13 protein-coding genes are annotated in these 18,946 nt (G+C 38.5%); all 13 read left to right on the forward strand.

All coding sequences use genetic code 11. The features are described 5' to 3' along the window. Nucleotides 1-197 precede the first annotated feature (197 nt). Nucleotides 198-1,817, forward strand: coding sequence for a restriction endonuclease subunit S (locus EF514_RS00865; protein ID WP_127722858.1), 1,620 nt, complete (start codon nt 198-200; stop codon nt 1,815-1,817). 14 nt (nt 1,818-1,831) lie between these two features. Continuing rightward, nucleotides 1,832-4,249: an N-6 DNA methylase gene (locus tag EF514_RS00870; protein ID WP_127722860.1), complete on the forward strand. Its 2,418-nt coding sequence runs from the start codon at nt 1,832-1,834 to the stop codon at nt 4,247-4,249. Then, a complete protein-coding gene (locus EF514_RS00875; protein WP_127722862.1) occupies nt 4,242-5,738 on the forward strand; it encodes a type I restriction-modification system subunit M in 1,497 nt (498 codons plus the stop codon). The genes EF514_RS00870 and EF514_RS00875 overlap by 8 nt, the downstream gene beginning before the upstream one ends. Continuing rightward, nucleotides 5,731-6,777, forward strand: a complete 1,047-nt coding sequence (locus tag EF514_RS00880) for a restriction endonuclease subunit S (RefSeq protein WP_164845511.1) — start codon at nt 5,731-5,733, stop codon at nt 6,775-6,777. The genes EF514_RS00875 and EF514_RS00880 overlap by 8 nt, the downstream gene beginning before the upstream one ends. After that, entirely contained in the window at nt 6,778-7,863 is a 1,086-nt protein-coding gene (locus EF514_RS00885) for a restriction endonuclease subunit S (protein ID WP_127722866.1), read from the forward strand. Nucleotides 7,864-7,933: 70 nt separating this feature from the next. Beyond that, complete coding sequence (gene xerA / locus EF514_RS00890) at nt 7,934-8,914, forward strand: site-specific tyrosine recombinase/integron integrase (protein WP_127722868.1); 981 nt, start codon at nt 7,934-7,936, stop codon at nt 8,912-8,914. Next, nucleotides 8,880-9,506 (forward strand): restriction endonuclease subunit S, encoded by a 627-nt coding sequence (locus EF514_RS00895; RefSeq protein WP_127722870.1) that lies wholly within the window; start codon nt 8,880-8,882, stop codon nt 9,504-9,506. The genes xerA and EF514_RS00895 overlap by 35 nt, the downstream gene beginning before the upstream one ends. 24 nt (nt 9,507-9,530) lie before the next feature. Next, complete coding sequence (locus EF514_RS00900; RefSeq protein ID WP_127722872.1) at nt 9,531-12,440, forward strand: type I restriction endonuclease subunit R; 2,910 nt, start codon at nt 9,531-9,533, stop codon at nt 12,438-12,440. Nucleotides 12,441-12,454: 14 nt separating this feature from the next. Beyond that, the gene (locus EF514_RS00905) at nt 12,455-14,368 is read left to right on the forward strand and encodes a hypothetical protein (protein ID WP_127722874.1); all 1,914 of its coding nucleotides are present in this window, start codon (nt 12,455-12,457) and stop codon (nt 14,366-14,368) included. 393 nt (nt 14,369-14,761) lie between these two features. After that, entirely contained in the window at nt 14,762-15,304 is a 543-nt protein-coding gene (locus EF514_RS00910) for an RNA polymerase sigma factor (RefSeq protein WP_127722876.1), read from the forward strand. 64 nt (nt 15,305-15,368) lie between these two features. Then, nucleotides 15,369-16,151 (forward strand): phage antirepressor KilAC domain-containing protein, encoded by a 783-nt coding sequence (locus EF514_RS00915; RefSeq protein WP_127722878.1) that lies wholly within the window; start codon nt 15,369-15,371, stop codon nt 16,149-16,151. Between the two features lies 1 nt (nt 16,152). Further along, a complete protein-coding gene (locus EF514_RS00920) occupies nt 16,153-16,587 on the forward strand; it encodes a DUF7768 domain-containing protein (protein ID WP_127722880.1) in 435 nt (144 codons plus the stop codon). Then, nucleotides 16,584-18,941, forward strand: a complete 2,358-nt coding sequence (locus EF514_RS00925) for a virulence-associated E family protein (protein ID WP_127722882.1) — start codon at nt 16,584-16,586, stop codon at nt 18,939-18,941. The genes EF514_RS00920 and EF514_RS00925 overlap by 4 nt, the downstream gene beginning before the upstream one ends. Nucleotides 18,942-18,946 lie beyond the last annotated feature (5 nt).

An 18,946-nucleotide genomic window follows, 5' to 3' on the forward strand; every position in this document is an offset into this window, starting at 1 on the left:
CAATTAAAATAGCTATCCAGAAAATCCGGTGCAAATCATTAAATAAACGCATCTGTATTTCTGCGCCATATCCACGACGTAATTTATATTAATTTGGTATTTGAGTACCAAAAGTTAAATTTACGATTGACAAATCTGTTAAACCGCGATATTCTTGATTTATCAAATAAGCTATTGGTAAGAAGGAGAAATGAATTATGACTAACCAGATCGAAAAAAACACCTTTGAATACTTAGATTTGTTTAGAGGGTTTACTGAGAGTGACTCCTATCTTCCTGCTGCGCTTCTTGTGGCTGAAACAAAGGAAGAATACTTTGACAAAAATATTTATGGTGATTCAGAAGAGCGAATCTACGAGACTATGCTGACAGTTGCAGATAGGCTCGATATTATTAACCCGTTTAGAGATAAGACACAATTTACCAGAGTGTATAATGCCTATGATGTTTTTAAGGGAGAGGTCAACTGGGAATTGATTATCGCCCAGAGTGATAGAAGGTATGGTGGGTACTCAGTAATTTCTAATGCTCTATTTGAGGAGTACAGCAGTCGCTTTAAACTTGACGCAGATGAGGTTCTCATTGCTGAAGGGGAAAAATTCGCTCCAAATCTAAAGAAACTAATCGATGAACATCCTGGTTGCAACTATACCATTACAACTGAAGAAAAAATTAGTTTTCACATAATCAACAGAATTTTTGCTGGTTATAAAAATGTAAAAATATTAAATGTAAGTATATATCAATACGGTTTCACAAACAGTCGTTACGATCTTATATTCTCTGTACCTAATTTCGGAACAAGAAATCTTGCTGAAGATGAAAACTTTATGAGTAGAGATCAAGATGCGGTAGCGCTTGAAAACCTGCTTCTTCATACAAATAATGGTGGTGAGCTTATAATCACAATGCCGGCTAGAATCACATTTGCTCATGGAAAGAATGGAGTGCTTAGGCAGTTTGTTCAACAGACTTATCGCTTAAAAGAAATTACAGAACTTCCAGAAGGTGCGTTTGAAGGAACAGGGATTAAAACTTACCTTATCGATGTTGTAAATACCAAGCCAGGTGATGATGATGTGATAGTCCGTCGATATAAATCTGGTCCTCGTAAGAACAAACGTGATATGGCTAATAAATTTATTATCGATGAAGAAACATTCGTTATGTTAGAGGAACTTGAGGAACTTGGTGATTGGAGTATAAATAAAATATTCTCTCAGCAAGATGAAGAGTGGATTAAATTCCAAGAATCATCTATTCGTAAAATTGCTTTGGGAGATGTTGCTGAAGTTTTCCGAGGAAAATCAGTATCAAAAAAAGACCCAACCGGAAGTGTAGGTGTCGTTAACATCTCGAATATAGGTGATTACGATATTGATTATGATAGTCTAGATCACTTTGATGAAGAAGAACGTAAGATTTCAAACTACATTCTTAAAGAAGGTGACGTATTAATACCTGCAAGAGGAACCGCAATTAGAACTTCTATCTTTCGCGAGCAGAGCTATCCATGCATCGCTTCATCTAACATCATTGTAATCCGACCTGAAGTAAAGATGCTTAGCAGCGTGTATTTAAAATTATTCTTAGATAGCTCTCTCGGGCAAAAGATGATAAGTGGTGTACAACAAGGAAGTACAGTAATTAATATCAGCTATAAGGATTTAAATGCCTTGGAAATACCTGTTCCTTCAATTGAAGAACAACATATGAAGGCAAATGAATATGAAAAAGAGTTAGAAATCTACAAAGAAACTGTTGAGGTTGCTGAAAAGCGCTGGAATAAAGTTTTAGATAAGCTACGAGAACTTTAATAGGAGGTATCATTATGTTAGGAGCTATTATCGGGGATATCGTGGGTTCCCGTTTTGAATGGAATAATAACAAGAGTAAGCAATTTGATTTATTAACTTATAAATGTAGTGTTACCGATGATTCCATAATGACTTTAGCTACAGCTAAAGCGCTGTTAGAAAGCAAGTCGGATTATAGTGACCTGTCCGAAAATGCTGTAAAATATATGAAGAATATCGGACAACACTACCCAAACTGTGGATATGGTGGGCATTTCAGAGAATGGATATATTCTGACAATCCAAAACCATATAACAGCTATGGTAATGGGGCAGCGATGCGTGTCAGTGCATGTGGATTCGTAGCAAATACCCTGGAAGAAGTGAAACAACTATCAAAAGCTGTGACAGAAGTAACACACAATCATCCTGAGGGGATAAAAGGTGCAGAGGCAACAGCTGTTGCTATCTTCCTGGCACGTTCTGGAAAAAACTTGCTAGAGATTCGCGACTATATAACAAAGAATTATTACCCGTTGAATTTTTCCCTTGATGAAATACGGGATAATTATGAGTTTAATGACAGCTGTCAGGGAACTGTTCCTCAAGCCTTGGAAGCTTTCTTCGAGTCGAAAAATTTTGAAGATGCAATTCGTAACGCCATATCAATTGGTGGCGATAGCGATACCCTTGCAGCTATTACAGGTGGTATCGCAGGAGCTTACTATGGAATACCTACAGATATTAGAAAACATGCTCTGACCTTCCTTGACGAGCGCTTACTTAAGATTTTGGTAGAGTTTGAAAATAATTATCCATCAAAGATGGAAAAAATCAATTCAGTCGGTAGTATTGGCATCGAAAGAAATGCAGAGACCAAAGTGCAGACAGGGAATAGAAAAACTATGATGCAGTCCTCTGTAGAAATAGCAGAGAAAGAACTAAATGATTCGATTCCTACAAATGAAGAGACGACAAGCCAGCAACTATTTAATCATCTATTTGAGGCTTGCAATATTCTGCGAGGACCAATAAACCAAGATGAGTATAAAAGTTATGTGACTCCAATCCTCTTTTTTAAGAGAATTAGTGATGTTTATGACGAAGAAACTCAAGATGCACTTGAGCGCTCTGGTGGAGATGAGGAGTATGCTAGATTTCCCGAGAACCACAGTTTTGATATTCCTGTGGGATGCCACTGGCAAAATGTCAGGGAAGCAAGTGAAAATGTTGGTGTTGCAATCGTCAAAGCAATGAATGGTATTGAGCGTGCTAACCCAGATACTTTAAGTGGTGTGTTCAGTAGCTTTGATGATGCTAATTGGACTGACAAAACTAAACTCTCAGACGAGAGACTAAAAAATTTAATAGAACATATGTCAAAAATTAAAGTTGGTAATGCGAATTACTCAGCTGATGTTATGGGAGATAGTTATGAATTTCTGATTAAGAAATTTGCTGATTTATCAAAAAAGAATGCTGGTGAATTTTATACCCCACGCTCCATTGTCAAACTTCTCATCATGCTTCTGGATCCAAAGATTGGTGAAACAGTCTATGATCCAGCTTGTGGAACTGGAGGAATGTTAATAGAAGCCATACGGTACATGAAAAACGATAAAATGACGTATGGCCGAATATATGGTCAGGAGAATAATCTATCTACATCTGCAATTGCTAGAATGAATTTGTTTTTGCATGGTGCAAAGGATTTTAAGATTACACAAGGTGATACACTGCGTTCTCCTAATTTTCTTGAGAAAGGTAAATTAAAAACTTTCAATTGCGTTGTAGCGAATCCTCCCTTTTCGTTGAAAAAATGGGGTTCACAACAATTTAGCACAGATATATATGGTCGAAACATGTGGGGAACCCCAACTGACTCCAATGCTGATTTTGCATGGCTGCAACACATGGTGAAGTCGATGGACGAAAAAACCGGCCGTTGTGCTGTTGTTTTACCACAAGGTGTACTATTCCGAGGGGGTAGAGAAGCAGAAATTCGCAAACAACTGATTGAATCAGACAAGCTGGAATGCATTATTACACTGGTAAGCGGCGTGTTTTATTCAACTGGAGTATCAGCTTGTATTCTTTTTCTAAACAATAACAAGAAAAATGATCATAAAGGTCGTATATGCATGATCGATGGTTCTGATATATTCACAGCACAACGAGCACAAAATATAATGACCGACAATGACGTAGAGAAGGTCTACAATTTGTATGACGATTATAAAGATGTTATTGAAAAAGTAAAAGTGGTCACGATTCCCGAAGTGAAAGACAAGGGCTATAGTCTAGCGATCAATAATTATATTGAAAGAAAAGAACAAGAAATTACTCCTCCAACTGAAATAAGAAAACAGTATTTTGATGCACTTGAAAAAATGATTGAGGCTGAAAAAATAATGATGGAATTATTGCTTGAAGGAGGATATGTCAATGAGTAATCGCATTACAATAGATGAATTGCAAACATATTTATGGGATTCAGCTGTTCTTCTTCGTTCTAGTATAGATGCAGGAGCTTATAAACAATACATTTTCCCGCTGCTTTTCTTTAAAAGAATCAGCGATGTTTATGACGAAGAGTGTCAAAAAATTCTAGAGCAATTTGGCGATGAAGAAGCCTTAGAGTTTGAAGAAAATCACCGGTTTCAGGTACCCAAAGGTGCTCATTGGAATGATGTTCGTGAAGTTTCTGAGAATGTAGGTGTTGCTATAGTAAGTGCATTTCGTAAGATCGAAAAAGCAAACGCTGATAAACTACAAGGTATTTTTGGAGATGCTGCTTGGACAAATAAGAATCGTTTGTCAGACAGACTTCTAAAAGAATTAATAGAACATTTCAGCAGTAGAACATTGTCTATTGAAAATTGTCCAGAGGACGAACTAGGACAGGGATACGAGTACCTAATCAAGAAGTTTGCCGACGATAGTGGCCATACCGCTCAAGAATTTTATACTAATCGTACCGTAGTTCATCTTATGACTGAAATTTTGAGACCTCAGTCAGGCGAATCGATTTATGATCCAACGTGCGGTAGTGCAGGTATGCTAATCTCCGCGATAGCCTATTTGCAAAAACAAAAAAAAGAATGGCGTAATGTTGCTATTTATGGGCAGGAAATAAATGCTTTAACTTCATCGATTGGCAAAATGAACTTATTTTTGCATGGTGTGAAGGACTTTGAAATTGTAAATGGAGATACGTTAAAATCACCGGCTTTTATTGAGAAAGGAAAGTTGAAAGAATTTGACATGGTTCTTGCCAATCCTCCCTACTCTATTAGTCAGTGGGACAGAGAAGCCTTTGCTAGCGATAAATATGGACGTAATTTCCTAGGTGTTCCTCCTCAAGGTCGAGCAGATTATGCTTTTTTACAACATATTCTGAAGAGTTTGAAAGAAGACACTGGACGTTGTGCGATATTATTCCCACATGGCGTATTATTTCGTAATGAGGAAAGTAGTATGCGAGAAAAATTAGTTAGAAGCGATATGCTTGAATGTGTGATAGGTTTAGGTCCCAACCTGTTTTATAATTCACCAATGGAGGCTTGCATAATTATATGTCGTAAAAATAAGCCTGCAAACCGTCGTGGCCAGGTTTTATTTATAAATGCAGTAGATGAGGTTGAGAGAAAAAATGCACAGAGTTATCTGGAAGATAAACATATTGAGAAGATAGCATCAGCATACAACAAATATGAAACAGATAATGATTTTGCACGCGTTGTCTCAATTCGTGATATCGAAGATAACAATTTCTCGCTCAGTATTCCACTTTATGTTAAAAAGACCATGCCTGGGGCAGAAACTGACGAACGTTCTCTTCAAGAGCGTTATGAAAGTTGGAGAACACACTCGGAAATTATGAAACTTCGCTATATGAAATTAAGCGACATGATCGGAAAGGAGGATGAAAATTATGAGTGAAGTATTCTTAGGAGAAGTTGCTAAAGAGCGAAAGGAAACTAGTAAAGAAAATAAAGGTAGGTATCCAATTGTGGGCTTAGAGCACTTGATTTCAGAAGAAATTACTCTAACAGCCTGGGAAGAAAATAAGGAAAATTCTTTTACTAAGATCTTCCGAAAAGGAGATGTGCTTTTTGGACGTAGACGCGCTTATTTAAAGAAGGCTGTAGTTGCTCCTTTTGATGGTATTTGTTCCGGTGACATAACGGTAATTCAAGCTCTGCCAGATAAAATTCTACCTGAACTTTTACCTTTTATTATTCAAAATGATGCATTATTTGATTTTGCTATAGGTAAGTCCGCTGGTTCTTTATCACCCCGTGTTAAATGGGAGAATCTAAAGAACTTTAGGTTTGAGTTACCTGATTTAAAAGAACAAAGCAAGTTAGCTAGCCTATTATGGTCGATAGATAGCACTAAAAAGACCTATCAGAAGCTGATTCAAAAGACCGATGAGCTGGTCAAATCTCAATTTATCGAGATGTTTAAGGATACAGAGAAAGTCAAACTTAGCTCTATTGCTGAAATTGTAATGGGACAGTCTCCGCCATCAGATTCATACAACGAAGATAGAATAGGATTACCGTTTTATCAGGGGAGTGCTGATTTTACAGATAAGTATGTGACTACGAGGATGTATTGCACATCACCGACGAGAATTGCCGAAGCCGGGGACGTTCTGATGTCTGTTCGAGCCCCTGTGGGAACAGTTAATCTAACTGATAAAGAGTGCTGTATTGGTCGAGGGTTAGCTGCTATACGGAGTAAAGGAACTTCAGAGTATAACGAGTTTCTTTTGTACGCATTCAGAACTATGGAAGATGAAATTGTTGCCATGGGACAAGGAAGTACAGTACTTTCAATTAACAAGGACAAGTTACATGGGTTACTAATGCCTGATGCTAAAAAAAAGCAACAAGAAGCATTTATTTCGTTCGTACAGCAGAGCGATAAATCAAAATATGACTATTTTAGCTGGATGTTAGGAGGTGCAGCATAAATGGCGGAATATAGATTTGACCAGATTGTTATCAATATCACAGAAAAAAAGAAGCCTGTTGAAGAAGACAAATATACTTATATAGGCTTAGAACACTTGGATTCTCAGAACCTTAAGGTTTCAAGATGGGGCTCTGATATTGCTCCTAAGGGTGAAAAACTTGTAATGAAAAAAGGAGACGTATTATTTGGTAAAAGGCGAGCATATCAAAAGAAAGTAGCAATTGCTCCGTTCGATGGTATCTTCTCTGCTCATGGAATGGTCTTGCGACCAAATGAAGAAATAATTGACAAGAATTTTTTCCCGCTCTTCATTAGCTCAGATTATTTTTTGGACGCTGCAATAAAGATATCTGTTGGGTCACTCTCACCAACAATTAACTGGAGAGATCTTAAAGAACTGAAGTTTCAGCTCCCTGATTTAGATAAACAAAAGAAGTTAGCTGACATGTTATGGTCAATAAATAGAACGTTGCTAAGGTATAAAGAGTTGCTCAATAAAACTGATGAGCTCGTAAAGTCTCAATTTATCGAGATGTTTGGCAATCCAAATAAGATAACCAACTCATCTCGTTTAGAAGAAGCATTTGAAATTAGAAATGATTTAAGGAAACCTTTGAATGATGCTGTTCGCTCAAAAATGCATACAGGAGAGTTGTATCCATACTACGGTGCGAATGGCCAGGTGGATAGTATAAATGAGTATCTAATGGACTGCACAGCACTTTGTTTAGCAGAAGATTGCGGAGCATACGGTGCAGGAGAGTCAACCTCTTATATCATTAAGGGAAAATCTTGGGTAAACAACCATGCACATGTATTAATACCGCTTGACTGTTGTGATATAGAATTTGCTAATACATATTTCAAAATACTAGATATGACAAAATTTGTGACTGGAACGACACGGCTGAAACTGACTCAAGGTAAGATGAAGGAAATACCGTTTTTGCTGCCACCATTAAGTGATCAGAAGAAATTTGCAGCCTTTGTCCGACAGAGCGATAAATCAAAATTTGAACTCGAACAAACTCTATCAGAGTTAAATGCCACCTATAAACGGATTATAGAAGAAAACTTAGGATAATTATGGGGCATGAAGTTTCCTCCGGCTCGTGAGACAACCTCACGGAGGAACAAACAAAGGAGGAAATTTCATGCTTAATCAAATTATTAATGAAGTGCAACAAGATCTTGCAACAATTTTGGATGATGCCCAAATGGCTATGTTATCTAAAGTACTAAAAAAACGTCTAACAGAAGTGGTTGGTGATAAACAATTAGAAAAAGAGGATAAACAGAATAATCTTCTTCCGTTATTTATTTCAGCCAAACGTGTGGAAGGGTGTTCAAGCAAAACTTTACGTTATTATGAATCAACGATTCGAAATTTACTGGAGGATATTAACAAATCGGAATGTCATATAACAACGGAAGATTTACGGGATTACCTTGATTCATATCAGCAACGAGGTAATGTTAGTAAAGTTACGTTGGATAATGTAAGGAGAATTTTTTCTACCTTCTTTGCTTGGCTAGAGGATGAGGATTACATTGTAAAGAGTCCGGTTAGAAGGATTCGAAAAGTTAAGACTGGTAAAACAGTGAAAGAAACGTATTCGGATGAGTCAATGGAGCTGATGCGTGATCACTGTGACAATATGCGTGATCTTTCTATGATTGACCTTCTAGCTTCAACAGGCATTCGGGTAGGAGAATTAGTCAAGCTTAATATCAGGGATGTGGACTTTGAAAATAGAGAGTGTGTTGTGATAGGAAAAGGTAATAGGCAACGAAAAGTATACTTTGATGCTAGAACTAAAATACATCTTCAGAGATATCTATCAGAGCGTGAAGATAATAATGAAGCACTATTTGTATCATTATTAAAACCTTATGATCGATTGCAGATTAGCGGAGTTGAGATTCGTTTAAGAAAAATAGGACGAGAACTAAACTTTTCTAAGGTGCACCCACATAAGTTTCGCAGAACGCTGGCAACACTGGCAATAGACAAAGGAATGCCGATTGAGCAGGTTCAACAGCTTCTTGGCCATCAAAGTATAGATACTACTCTTCAGTATGCAATGGTGAATCAGGAAAATGTTAAAAACTCCTTTAAAAAGTTCATTGGTTAATTTCAAATCTCAATTTATCGAGATGTTTGGCAATCCAAATAAGATAACCAACTCATCTCGTTTAGAAGAAGCATTTGAAATTAGAAATGATTTAAGGAAACCTTTGAATGATGCTGTTCGCTCAAAAATGCATACAGGAGAGTTGTATCCATACTACGGTGCGAATGGCCAGGTGGATAGTATAAATGAGTATCTAATGGACTGCACAGCACTTTGTTTAGCAGAAGATTGCGGAGCATACGGTGCAGGAGAGTCAACCTCTTATATCATTAAGGGAAAATCTTGGGTAAACAACCATGCACATGTATTAATACCGCTTGACTGTTGTGATATAGAATTTGCTAATACATATTTCAAAATACTAGATATGACAAAATTTGTGACTGGAACGACACGGCTGAAACTGACTCAAGGTAAGATGAAGGAAATACCGTTTTTGCTGCCACCATTAAGTGATCAGAAGAAATTTGCAGCCTTTGTCCGACAGAGCGATAAATCAAAATTTGTAAGTGATACAGAGGTACGAGATTTTAGACTCTTGAGCAACTTGATTCGCAATTATAACAATATGAATGTCAAAGATGGAAATTAAACTTAATGATAGGAGGGAATATTTATGTTTAACGAAGACAATACAATTGAAAAAATGGTGATCTCAACACTAACCAAAAACGGGTGGAATTTTATCTCAGCTGATGATTTACCACGGGACTTTTCGGATGTGATGGTGGAACCGATGGTTAAAGAAGCGCTAATTCGTTTGAATCCTGAAATAGCGGAAGAACCATCTCGTGCTGATGAAGTCATTTATAAATTACGTGCAATTATACTTTCAGTGCAGCATCATAACCTAATAACTCAAAACGAACTTTTTCAAAGAATGATTTTTGAAGAAAATTCATATCCTTTTGGCAAAAATGGTCGAATGATACCGATCCGTTTTTTTGGCACAATGAAAAAAGAAGATTTAGTGCTTAATGAATATGTCGTTACTAATCAATGGATTTATCCTCAGGCCGAAGGTGGAAAGAGACTTGATATTGTTTTGCTGGTTAATGGTTTCCCAATTTCAATCGGAGAATTAAAGACCCCGGTGCGCAATGCTATAACCTGGTTAGACGCTGCGAGTGATATTTCATCGTATGAAAAGAGTATTCCTCAGATGTTTGTAACTAATGTATTTAATTTTGCTACTGAGGGTAGATGCTATCGCTATGGTTCGGTTGGCATGCCAGTTAATATGTGGGGCCCATGGCATACTCCTGACCATAAGTCAGAGGGTAGCCTCGCTGATGTTAAAGTTAGCATAGCTGATATGATTACTCCTGAGAAGGTTATGGATATTTTTCAGTTTTTCACTCTCTTTGCTACAGATAAGAAACATGTTAAATACAAAATAATTTGCCGTTACCAGCAGTATGAAGGTGCTAACCTTATTGTACAACGTGTTATTGCGGGCTATCCAAAGCAAGGTCTTATCTGGCACTTTCAGGGTTCTGGTAAATCGTTGCTAATGGTATTTGCAGCACAAAAAATTCGCATGATCCCCGAACTTAAGAATCCTACTGTAGTAATAGTTGATGATCGACTTGATCTTGAAACTCAGATAACTGCAACATTTAATGCTTCGGATATTCCAAATCTAGTATCACTTGCAACTAAGGAAGAGGTTGAAAACTTTTTTAAGCAAGATATTCGTAAAATTGCAATAACGACCATTTTCCGATTTGGTGATGTCGAAGATGTTCTTAATCATAGAGATAACGTAATCATCATGGTTGATGAAGCACATAGAACTCAAGAAGGTGACCTCGGTGAAAGGATGCGTGCAGCACTTCCAAATGCTTTCTTCTTTGGACTTACCGGCACTCCAATTAATCGTATTGATAAGAATACTTTCCGTACATTTGGTGCAACGGAAGATAAGAGTGGATATTTGAGTCGATATACTTTCTCGGATTCCATCAGAGACAATGCAACTCTACCCTTGAACTTTGAGCCAGTTCCAGTTGAGCTTCATGTTGATAAGGATAAAATAGATACAGAATTTGATGCTTTAACTGAGACGCTCTCAGATGCAGATCGAGCTGAGCTTTCAAAACGTGTAAACATGAAAGCCATCATGTATGATCCAAAACGTATACGAAAGGTTTGCGAACACATTGTAAAACATTATAAAGAAAAAATAGAGCCTAACGGGTATAAAGGACAGATTGTTGTATACGACCGTGAATGCTGTCTTAAGTACAAGGAAGAGCTAGATAAGCTACTCCCTCCTGAAGCAACAACGATCGTAATGGATACCAATAACGATAAGGAAGATCGATATAGAAAATTTCGTCGCAGTCGTGATGAAGAAGCAAGAGTTCTTGATCAGTTCCGTGATAAGAGTAACCCTCTTAAGTTAGTTATTGTTACATCAAAGCTATTAACGGGTTTTGACGCTCCAATTCTTCAAGCAATGTATTTAGATAAGCCAATGAAGGACCATAACCTTCTGCAAGCCATCTGCCGTACCAACCGTACTTTTGATGAAGGTAAAACCCATGGATTAATTGTAGACTACATTGGTATTTTTGATAATGTAGCTAAGGCGTTGGACTTTGATGAAGCTAGCATGAAAAAAGTTATCACAAATATTGAAGAAGTCAAGAAGCAGGTTCCTGCACTTCTCAGAAAATGCCTAAGTTACTTTATGGGCGTTGACCGTACCGTAGTAGGTTGGGAAGGTTTACTTGCAGCTCAGGAGTGTATTCCAACAAATAAAGATAAAGATGCATTTGCTGCAGATTATCATGTTCTAAATAGAGCATGGGATGCTCTGTCCCCTGATCCATTTCTTGATAAGTACAAGTTTGACTATGTATGGCTAACAAAAGTCTACGAGTCAGTGAAACCCACGGATAATCGCGGTGCTCTCGTTTGGGCTGCTCTTGGCGCCAAAACAATGGAATTAGTTCACTCTAATATCGAAGTTGGCAGGGTTCATGATGATATGGATATTTTAACGCTTGATGCGGATCTAATTGACGAATTTATTCGTAAGCAGAAAGATGTTAAAAAGACAACTATGAAGGTAGAAATAGACTTAGTTGCCAAAATTCGCGAACATTCTAACGATCCAAAGTTTATTAAGCTGGGAGAGAAGCTCGAAGAGCTTCGTGAACGTCACGAACAAGGGTTAATTAATAGTATTGAGTTCTTGAAGCTCCTACTTGAACTTGCAAAAGAAGCTGCTCAAGCAGAAAAGGAAGTTGTCCCGGAAGAAGAAATTGATCGTGGGAAAGCAGCACTCACAGAACTCTTTAAAGGTGCTAAGAACGACAAAACACCCATCATTGTTGAACGCATTGTTGCTGATATTGATGACATTGTAAAGATTGTACGATTCGATGGATGGCAAAGAACAACTACTGGAAAAAATGAAGTGAAAAAGGCACTTCGTAGTGTTATCTGGATTAAATACAAGATTAAAGACAAAGAAGTTTTCGATAAAGCTTATAGCTACATCGAGCAATATTATTAGTAGGAGGTCTGCCTATGAAACAATATGCATCGTTTGAAAAGTATCTTGAAGACAAATATTATAATGATATTCACCGCGCTATCACCGGCCTCATATTTAAAAGAGGCCGGAATAACGGGTTTTATTCTTATACAGTTTTAGATCCTTCTTACTTTCAGGTAGAGGATATACATATAAAAACTGTCTCTTTCCACTCTACAGATGGAAGCAGGATTATTTTCAATGCAGCAGTTGAGGCAGATGTTATCCTAAAAGGAATGGGAAAGAGAGATTATGATGCTGATATAAAAAACCCTTGGTACACGGTCTCTTTTACTGGTTATTTAAGTGATGGTCTTAATATGGTTACCATTACGGATGTTGATGACTATTTCGCCGATAAGTTTGATAAGAATACAACATTATCAAAATATTTGATTCCTTACCTTTATTCAGAGGACTTAGAACAGGAAGCGGAAAAATTCCTTTACAAATACTGTAGACAAGCGCTAAATGAACCTATGCCTATTCCCCTCGATGAACTCATGTTTAATATGGGACTAGTGCTTTATGAGGCCCCGCTCCCAGATAATATATTTGGCAAAACTTATTTTGCAGAATCAACAGTTGATATATTCAACGAGGAATATGAAGTAGTAAAACAGACCGTTGAGCCAGGAACAATCCTTTTAAATCCGAACATTTTCTTCATGCGGAATATAGGATCTCGTAATAATACAGTTGTACATGAATGTGTGCATTGGGACCGTCATGATAAGTTTTTTGAAATGCAGAAGTTGTTAAATAGTGATCTGACTTCTTTAACATGTGAGATTACTGAGCAAAGAGGGCTTAAGAATAATGGGATTGAAGGTGCGCTTCAGTGGATGGAATGGCAAGCTAATGCTTTGACTCCTCGCATTCTACTACCTGCAAACACGACAAGACAAAAACTAAAAGAAATATTGCTACGTCTACATATTGAAAATTCAGAGAGATCTGATTCAGATATTATGGAAGAGGCAATCGAAGAGTTGGCAGATTTTTTTGCAGTTTCAAAGTTTGCAGCAAAACTCCGCGCCATCGAACTTGGCTTTTCGCAGGCACAAGGGGTTTGGAATTATCTAAACGGCACCTATTTACCTAGTTTTTCATTTAAGGCAACTGCTCTCAATAAGGATGAAAGTTATATCATCGATATAAGAAATGCCTGTTATGAGGCAAGTTTTGATGTCAGCTTTAAAGCTAACCTTGAGAAAGGCGACTTTATTTATGTTGACTATATGTACTGTATCAATGATGAAAAATACGTAGAAAAATCTGCAGATGGGAAATGCACCCTAACATCTTATGCTAGACAGCATGTCGATGAATGTTGTATTAAATTTAAGCAAAAATTTAAAATAACAAAAACACAAGGCGATGCCTATTATACCCAATGTTCCCTTTGCAGAGATATAGATGCATCTTCTTATTGTGAATGTACTTACATTGAAGATGAAGATAATCAAGACGTAGTACAGCGTGCAATAGAATTGAAAAAACTAAAAGAAGAAGGAGAACGCATTACAGGAATATTACGATCACTACCGATGTCTTTTTCAGGGACTCTGGATGCCCATATGAAGCGTCTTAAAAAAGAAGATGGTACAAAGATGACTAATCTTGAGTTAGCGCTTAGAACAGGATTAAGTGATCGATATATTCAAGACCTTCGCAAAGAAGAAAAAAATGTAAGTTATGAAACTGTCTGTGCCATTTGTATTGGGCTTCACCTACATCCCAAATTCAGTAACGATCTCATTAAGAAATCACGCAATGATTATCCATTAACAGAAGAAGGTTACTTTGGTCAATTTCTCATCGAACATCACTATATGGAAACACTAGATTTATGTAATGAAAAGTTAAGAGAAATGGGCTATAAAACGTGGGGCAAGGATTTATAAAATAGTAAAAAATAATTAGACCAAAACCGGAACTCTTACTTCTGGTTTTGATTACGTAATTGCAAGGCTTTATGACCAGTAATGGTTGTAAAGCCTTTTTTTTACGCTCAAAAACCGGAACTCGCAGTTCTGCGAAGGAAATCTTGTTTCAAATTATGATGTTAATAGAAGCTGAAAACTTCTAATAAACCAGTCTCAAAGTCCGAGATGCGCATTAGGACGGCGGGATGCATAGAGAGTTCAGAACACAGTGATAGAGACTGTGTTTGGAATGAAGATGCACCCACCGTAATTTCGTGCGCTCTTTTTTAGGACAAACGAGGTTTGTGGTCATCTTACCCGCAGGCTCTTTTGCATTCCGCCACCCATTACTGGGACGGAAAGGAATGCAAAATGAAAATACGAGTTTTATATGAAGACAACATCAAAAATGGTCACAAGAACTACACCACGATTGAAATTCCAGATGGAGATTACAGCGTCATGCTGGATATCGACTATGAGCAACGTCTTGCAGAAGCAAAACCTGAAAAGAAGGAAGAAGTGAAACGCTGTGAGACTGTCCAGGAAATGTTCGACCTCATGAACAACAAGGAATACAACCATTGGCGTCGCTACCATAGGCATCTTGGTAATCCTAAGACACCTTATCGAAAAGATGATGAAGTTGAAATAGATGTCATGGATACTTTCGCTGATAACTCTCAGGAGATTGAACGCAATCACCAAGATGAGTATGAGTCTGTCTGCTCATGGATACGCACTGCTCTTGGTAAAAAGAAGGATTGGGCAGATATGTTCATTGCAGTACGCATTGACGGTATGTCGATTCGAGAATATGCCAGCTCCATCGGAGTTAATGAAAACAACATTACTCAGAAATTAAAGCGGGCCACAAAGAAATTAGAACAAGAATATAAAAACCGTCAGATTTGACCTTCTCCCAAGGCTACTAGGTAGGAGGTCAAGACCTCCAAAAAAACACAAGGAGGTAATTCGAATGGAATTACAAGTTTACAAAAATGCAGAGTTTGGCTCTGTACGTACTACAACGATTGGCGGGCAACCATATTTTGTTGGCAAGGATGTAGCAAGCATTCTTGGTTATGCAAATACTCGCAAAGCTTTAATTGACCACATTGATGAAGAGGACAAGGATGACGTAACGATTCGTGACGCCATCGGAAGAAATCAAACGATGACTGCTATCAACGAGTCTGGTCTGTACAGTCTCATCCTCTCAAGCAAGATGCCAAATGCTAAAAAGTTCAAACGCTGGGTCACCAATGAAGTCCTTCCTGCTATTCGCAAACACGGACTTTATGCAACAGATGATTTAATCGCAAATCCAGACCTTGCCATTGCAGCTTTTACTGCACTGAAAGAGGAACGAGAAAAGAATAAGGAGCTGATGGCGGCCGTTGCGATTGGTCAGCAGCAGATTGCTGAGATGAAACCCAAGGCTACTTATTATGATGTGGTTCTTAAATGCAGGGATGCAGTAAACATTTCTGTGATTGCCAAAGATTACGGCTGGAGTGCCATGCGCATGAACGACTACCTTCATGAAAAAGGCATTCAGTTTAAGCAAGGTGATATTTGGCTTCTCTATCAAAAGTATGCTCCCAATGGATATACAAAAACCAACACTCACATTTATGAAGATAGCAAAGGTATAAAGCATACGAAAGTGCATACCAAGTGGACACAAAAAGGCAGACTCTTTATCTATGAACAGCTAAAGGCGGATGGTATTTATCCGCAGATTGAGATGGAGGTGTGATATGGGAATCAATAAATTCAATGCAGAGGGGTATCATGACCCAACTCCCCATAAAGCACTTAGCAATATCACTCGTGAGGAAAAGGCAGCAGCAAAAGCTGCCTTTAAGCCCCTTGTCTATATTTGCTCTCCATTTAGTGGCGATATTGAAAACAACAATAAGCGCACACGAGCATTTTGCCGTTTTGCTTTAGATAAGGGCAATATCCCGCTTGCTCCTCACCTTCTATTTCCACAGTTCATGGATGATAACAATGAACAGGAACGTGATCTCGCTATTTTCATGGATATTATCCTGATGGGCAAATGTCAAGAGGTCTGGGTTCTAGGTGATGTGATTTCAAGAGGTATGAGTATTGAAATTGAAAAAGCAAAGAAGCGCAGACAGCCGGTTAGATACTTTAATAAAGATTTTGAGGAGGTAGAGTCTCTATGAAGATAGCATACGGTAACAGCCGAATGGATAAGAAATGGAAAAACACAGACATCAGCTGGGAGGACTTCTGCTCCCGAGTTAAGACCACGCAGCGTACCACTGAAACCGTAGAAGAATATCGAAAAATGAGAAAAGGTGGTCAGGATTCCATTAAAGATGTCGGGGGTTTTGTCGGCGGTCACTTAAAAGATGGTAGACGCAAAAAAGGGAATGTTCTATCACGCTCCATGCTCACCCTTGATATGGATTATGGCACAAGTACTATCTGGGAAGAAATCTCTACCTTCTTCCCTTATCAGTGTTGTATCTATTCTACTCATAAGCATACTCCAGAAAATCCAAGACTAAGGCTGATCATTCCTCTCTTCCGTGATGTGGGTGAGGAAGAGTATGCAGCCGTAAGTCGTATGGTCGCAAAAGAAATCGGCATCGACCTTTTTGATGATACGACCTATGAACCTGAACGATTAATGTATTGGCCGTCTACTTCTAGAAATGGCATTTTTGTGTATGAGGAAAAAGATGGTTCTCTCCTTGATCCTGATGTATTTCTAAATAAATACGATGATTGGCGAGACACCAGTACTTGGCCGGTATCCTCTAGGCAATCAGAAGTCATTGATCGCTCATTAAAAGAACAAGCCGATCCGCTTTCTAAGGAAGGCGTCATCGGTACTTTTTGCCGCACCTACTCAGTAAGCAGTGCAATCGATATGTTCTTAAAGGATATATACGAGCCTTCAGCAATGACTGGTCGTTATGATTATATTCCTGCAGATTCCAGTGCCGGGGTCATCCTCTATGATGATAAGTTTGCCTATTCCCACCACGCAACAGATCCTGCAAGTGGGAGACTTCTTAATGCTTTCGATCTTGTTCGTATTCATAAGTTTGGTCATTTAGATGATCGAGCGACAGAAAACACACCTCCAAGCAAACTACCATCCTTTATCAACATGTGTGAATTTGCTATTCAAGATGATGAAGTAAAGGCACAGTTTACGAAAGAGCGGATGGAGCAGGCCACAATTGATTTTACGGAGGACAACTGGCAGACAGCGCTTGAACTGGATAAGCAAGGAAAGATTAAGGACACCTTGGATAATATCGTTCTCATCATCCGTAACGATTCAGAACTAGAATCTATTGCTTTTAATAAGCACCGTGATGGAATCGATGCAAGAGACGGACTACCTTGGGAGCAAATGAAGGGCGGCTGGAATGATTCAGATAATGCAGCCCTTAAAGTTTATCTGTCTAATAAATATGGCATCTACTCCCCAACCAAAACAAAGGATGCCATATTAGCAGTCGCAGCAGAGCGATCCTATCATCCTATAAAAGAATACCTGGATCATCTACCAGAGTGGGATGGAACCGATCGCGTTGAGACCTTACTGATTGATTATTTTAATGCAACAGATAATTCCTATACCAGAGCCGTTACTAGAAAAATGATGGTGGCAGCAGTCGCTAGAATTGTTCATCCTGGTACGAAATTCGACAGCGTTTTAATTCTGAATGGACCACAAGGCATCGGTAAGTCTACCTTCTTTGCAAAACTTGCAGGTGATTGGTTTTCCGATAGTTTAACCCTCACCGATATGAAAGACAAAGCAGGCCCTGAAAAACTTCAAGGATACTGGATCTTAGAACTGGGCGAACTAGCTGGCATGCGAAAAACCGATGTGGAGGTTGTGAAATCCTTTATTTCAAGATCCGATGATAAATACCGTGCCAGTTATGGGGTGAATGTTGAAAGCCATCCTCGTCAATGTATCATTGTCGGATCTACCAATGCAGAGAGTGGATTTTTGCGAGATATCACGGGTAACCGAAGATTCTGGCCAGTGCGTATTAGTGGTGACGGTAAAAGAAAAGCATGGCAGATGTCCGTATACGATGTAGAGCAGATTTGGGCAGAAACTTTGGTGCTTTATGCCAAAGGTGAAAAGCTCTATTTAGAGGGCAGTGATGTAGAGTTGGCAACGAATGAGCAGGCAGATGCCATGGAGAGTGATGAGCGAGAAGGGCTTGTTCGCACTTACCTCGATACACTTTTACCCGACGACTGGAATGCCCTGTCCTTATACGAGCGAAGAAACTACCTAAACGGTAGTGAATTTGGTGGGGAATCCCGTGTTGGCACGGTAGAACGCACCCTTGTTTGTAATATGGAAATTTGGTGTGAATGCTTTGGGAGGGATGCCTCCGCCATGAAACCTGCAGACTCCTATGCCATTGCAGGCATTATGAAAAAGATTAATGGGTGGAACAAGTACCAAGGGAACAAGAACGGAACAAGTAATTTTCCCATTTACGGTAGACAACGTTGTTACGAGAAAAATGAGTAAGGTCG

The organism is Anaerosphaera multitolerans (assembly GCF_004006535.1).
In the GTDB taxonomy this organism is placed as follows: Bacteria; Bacillota; Clostridia; order Tissierellales; family Peptoniphilaceae; genus Anaerosphaera; species Anaerosphaera multitolerans.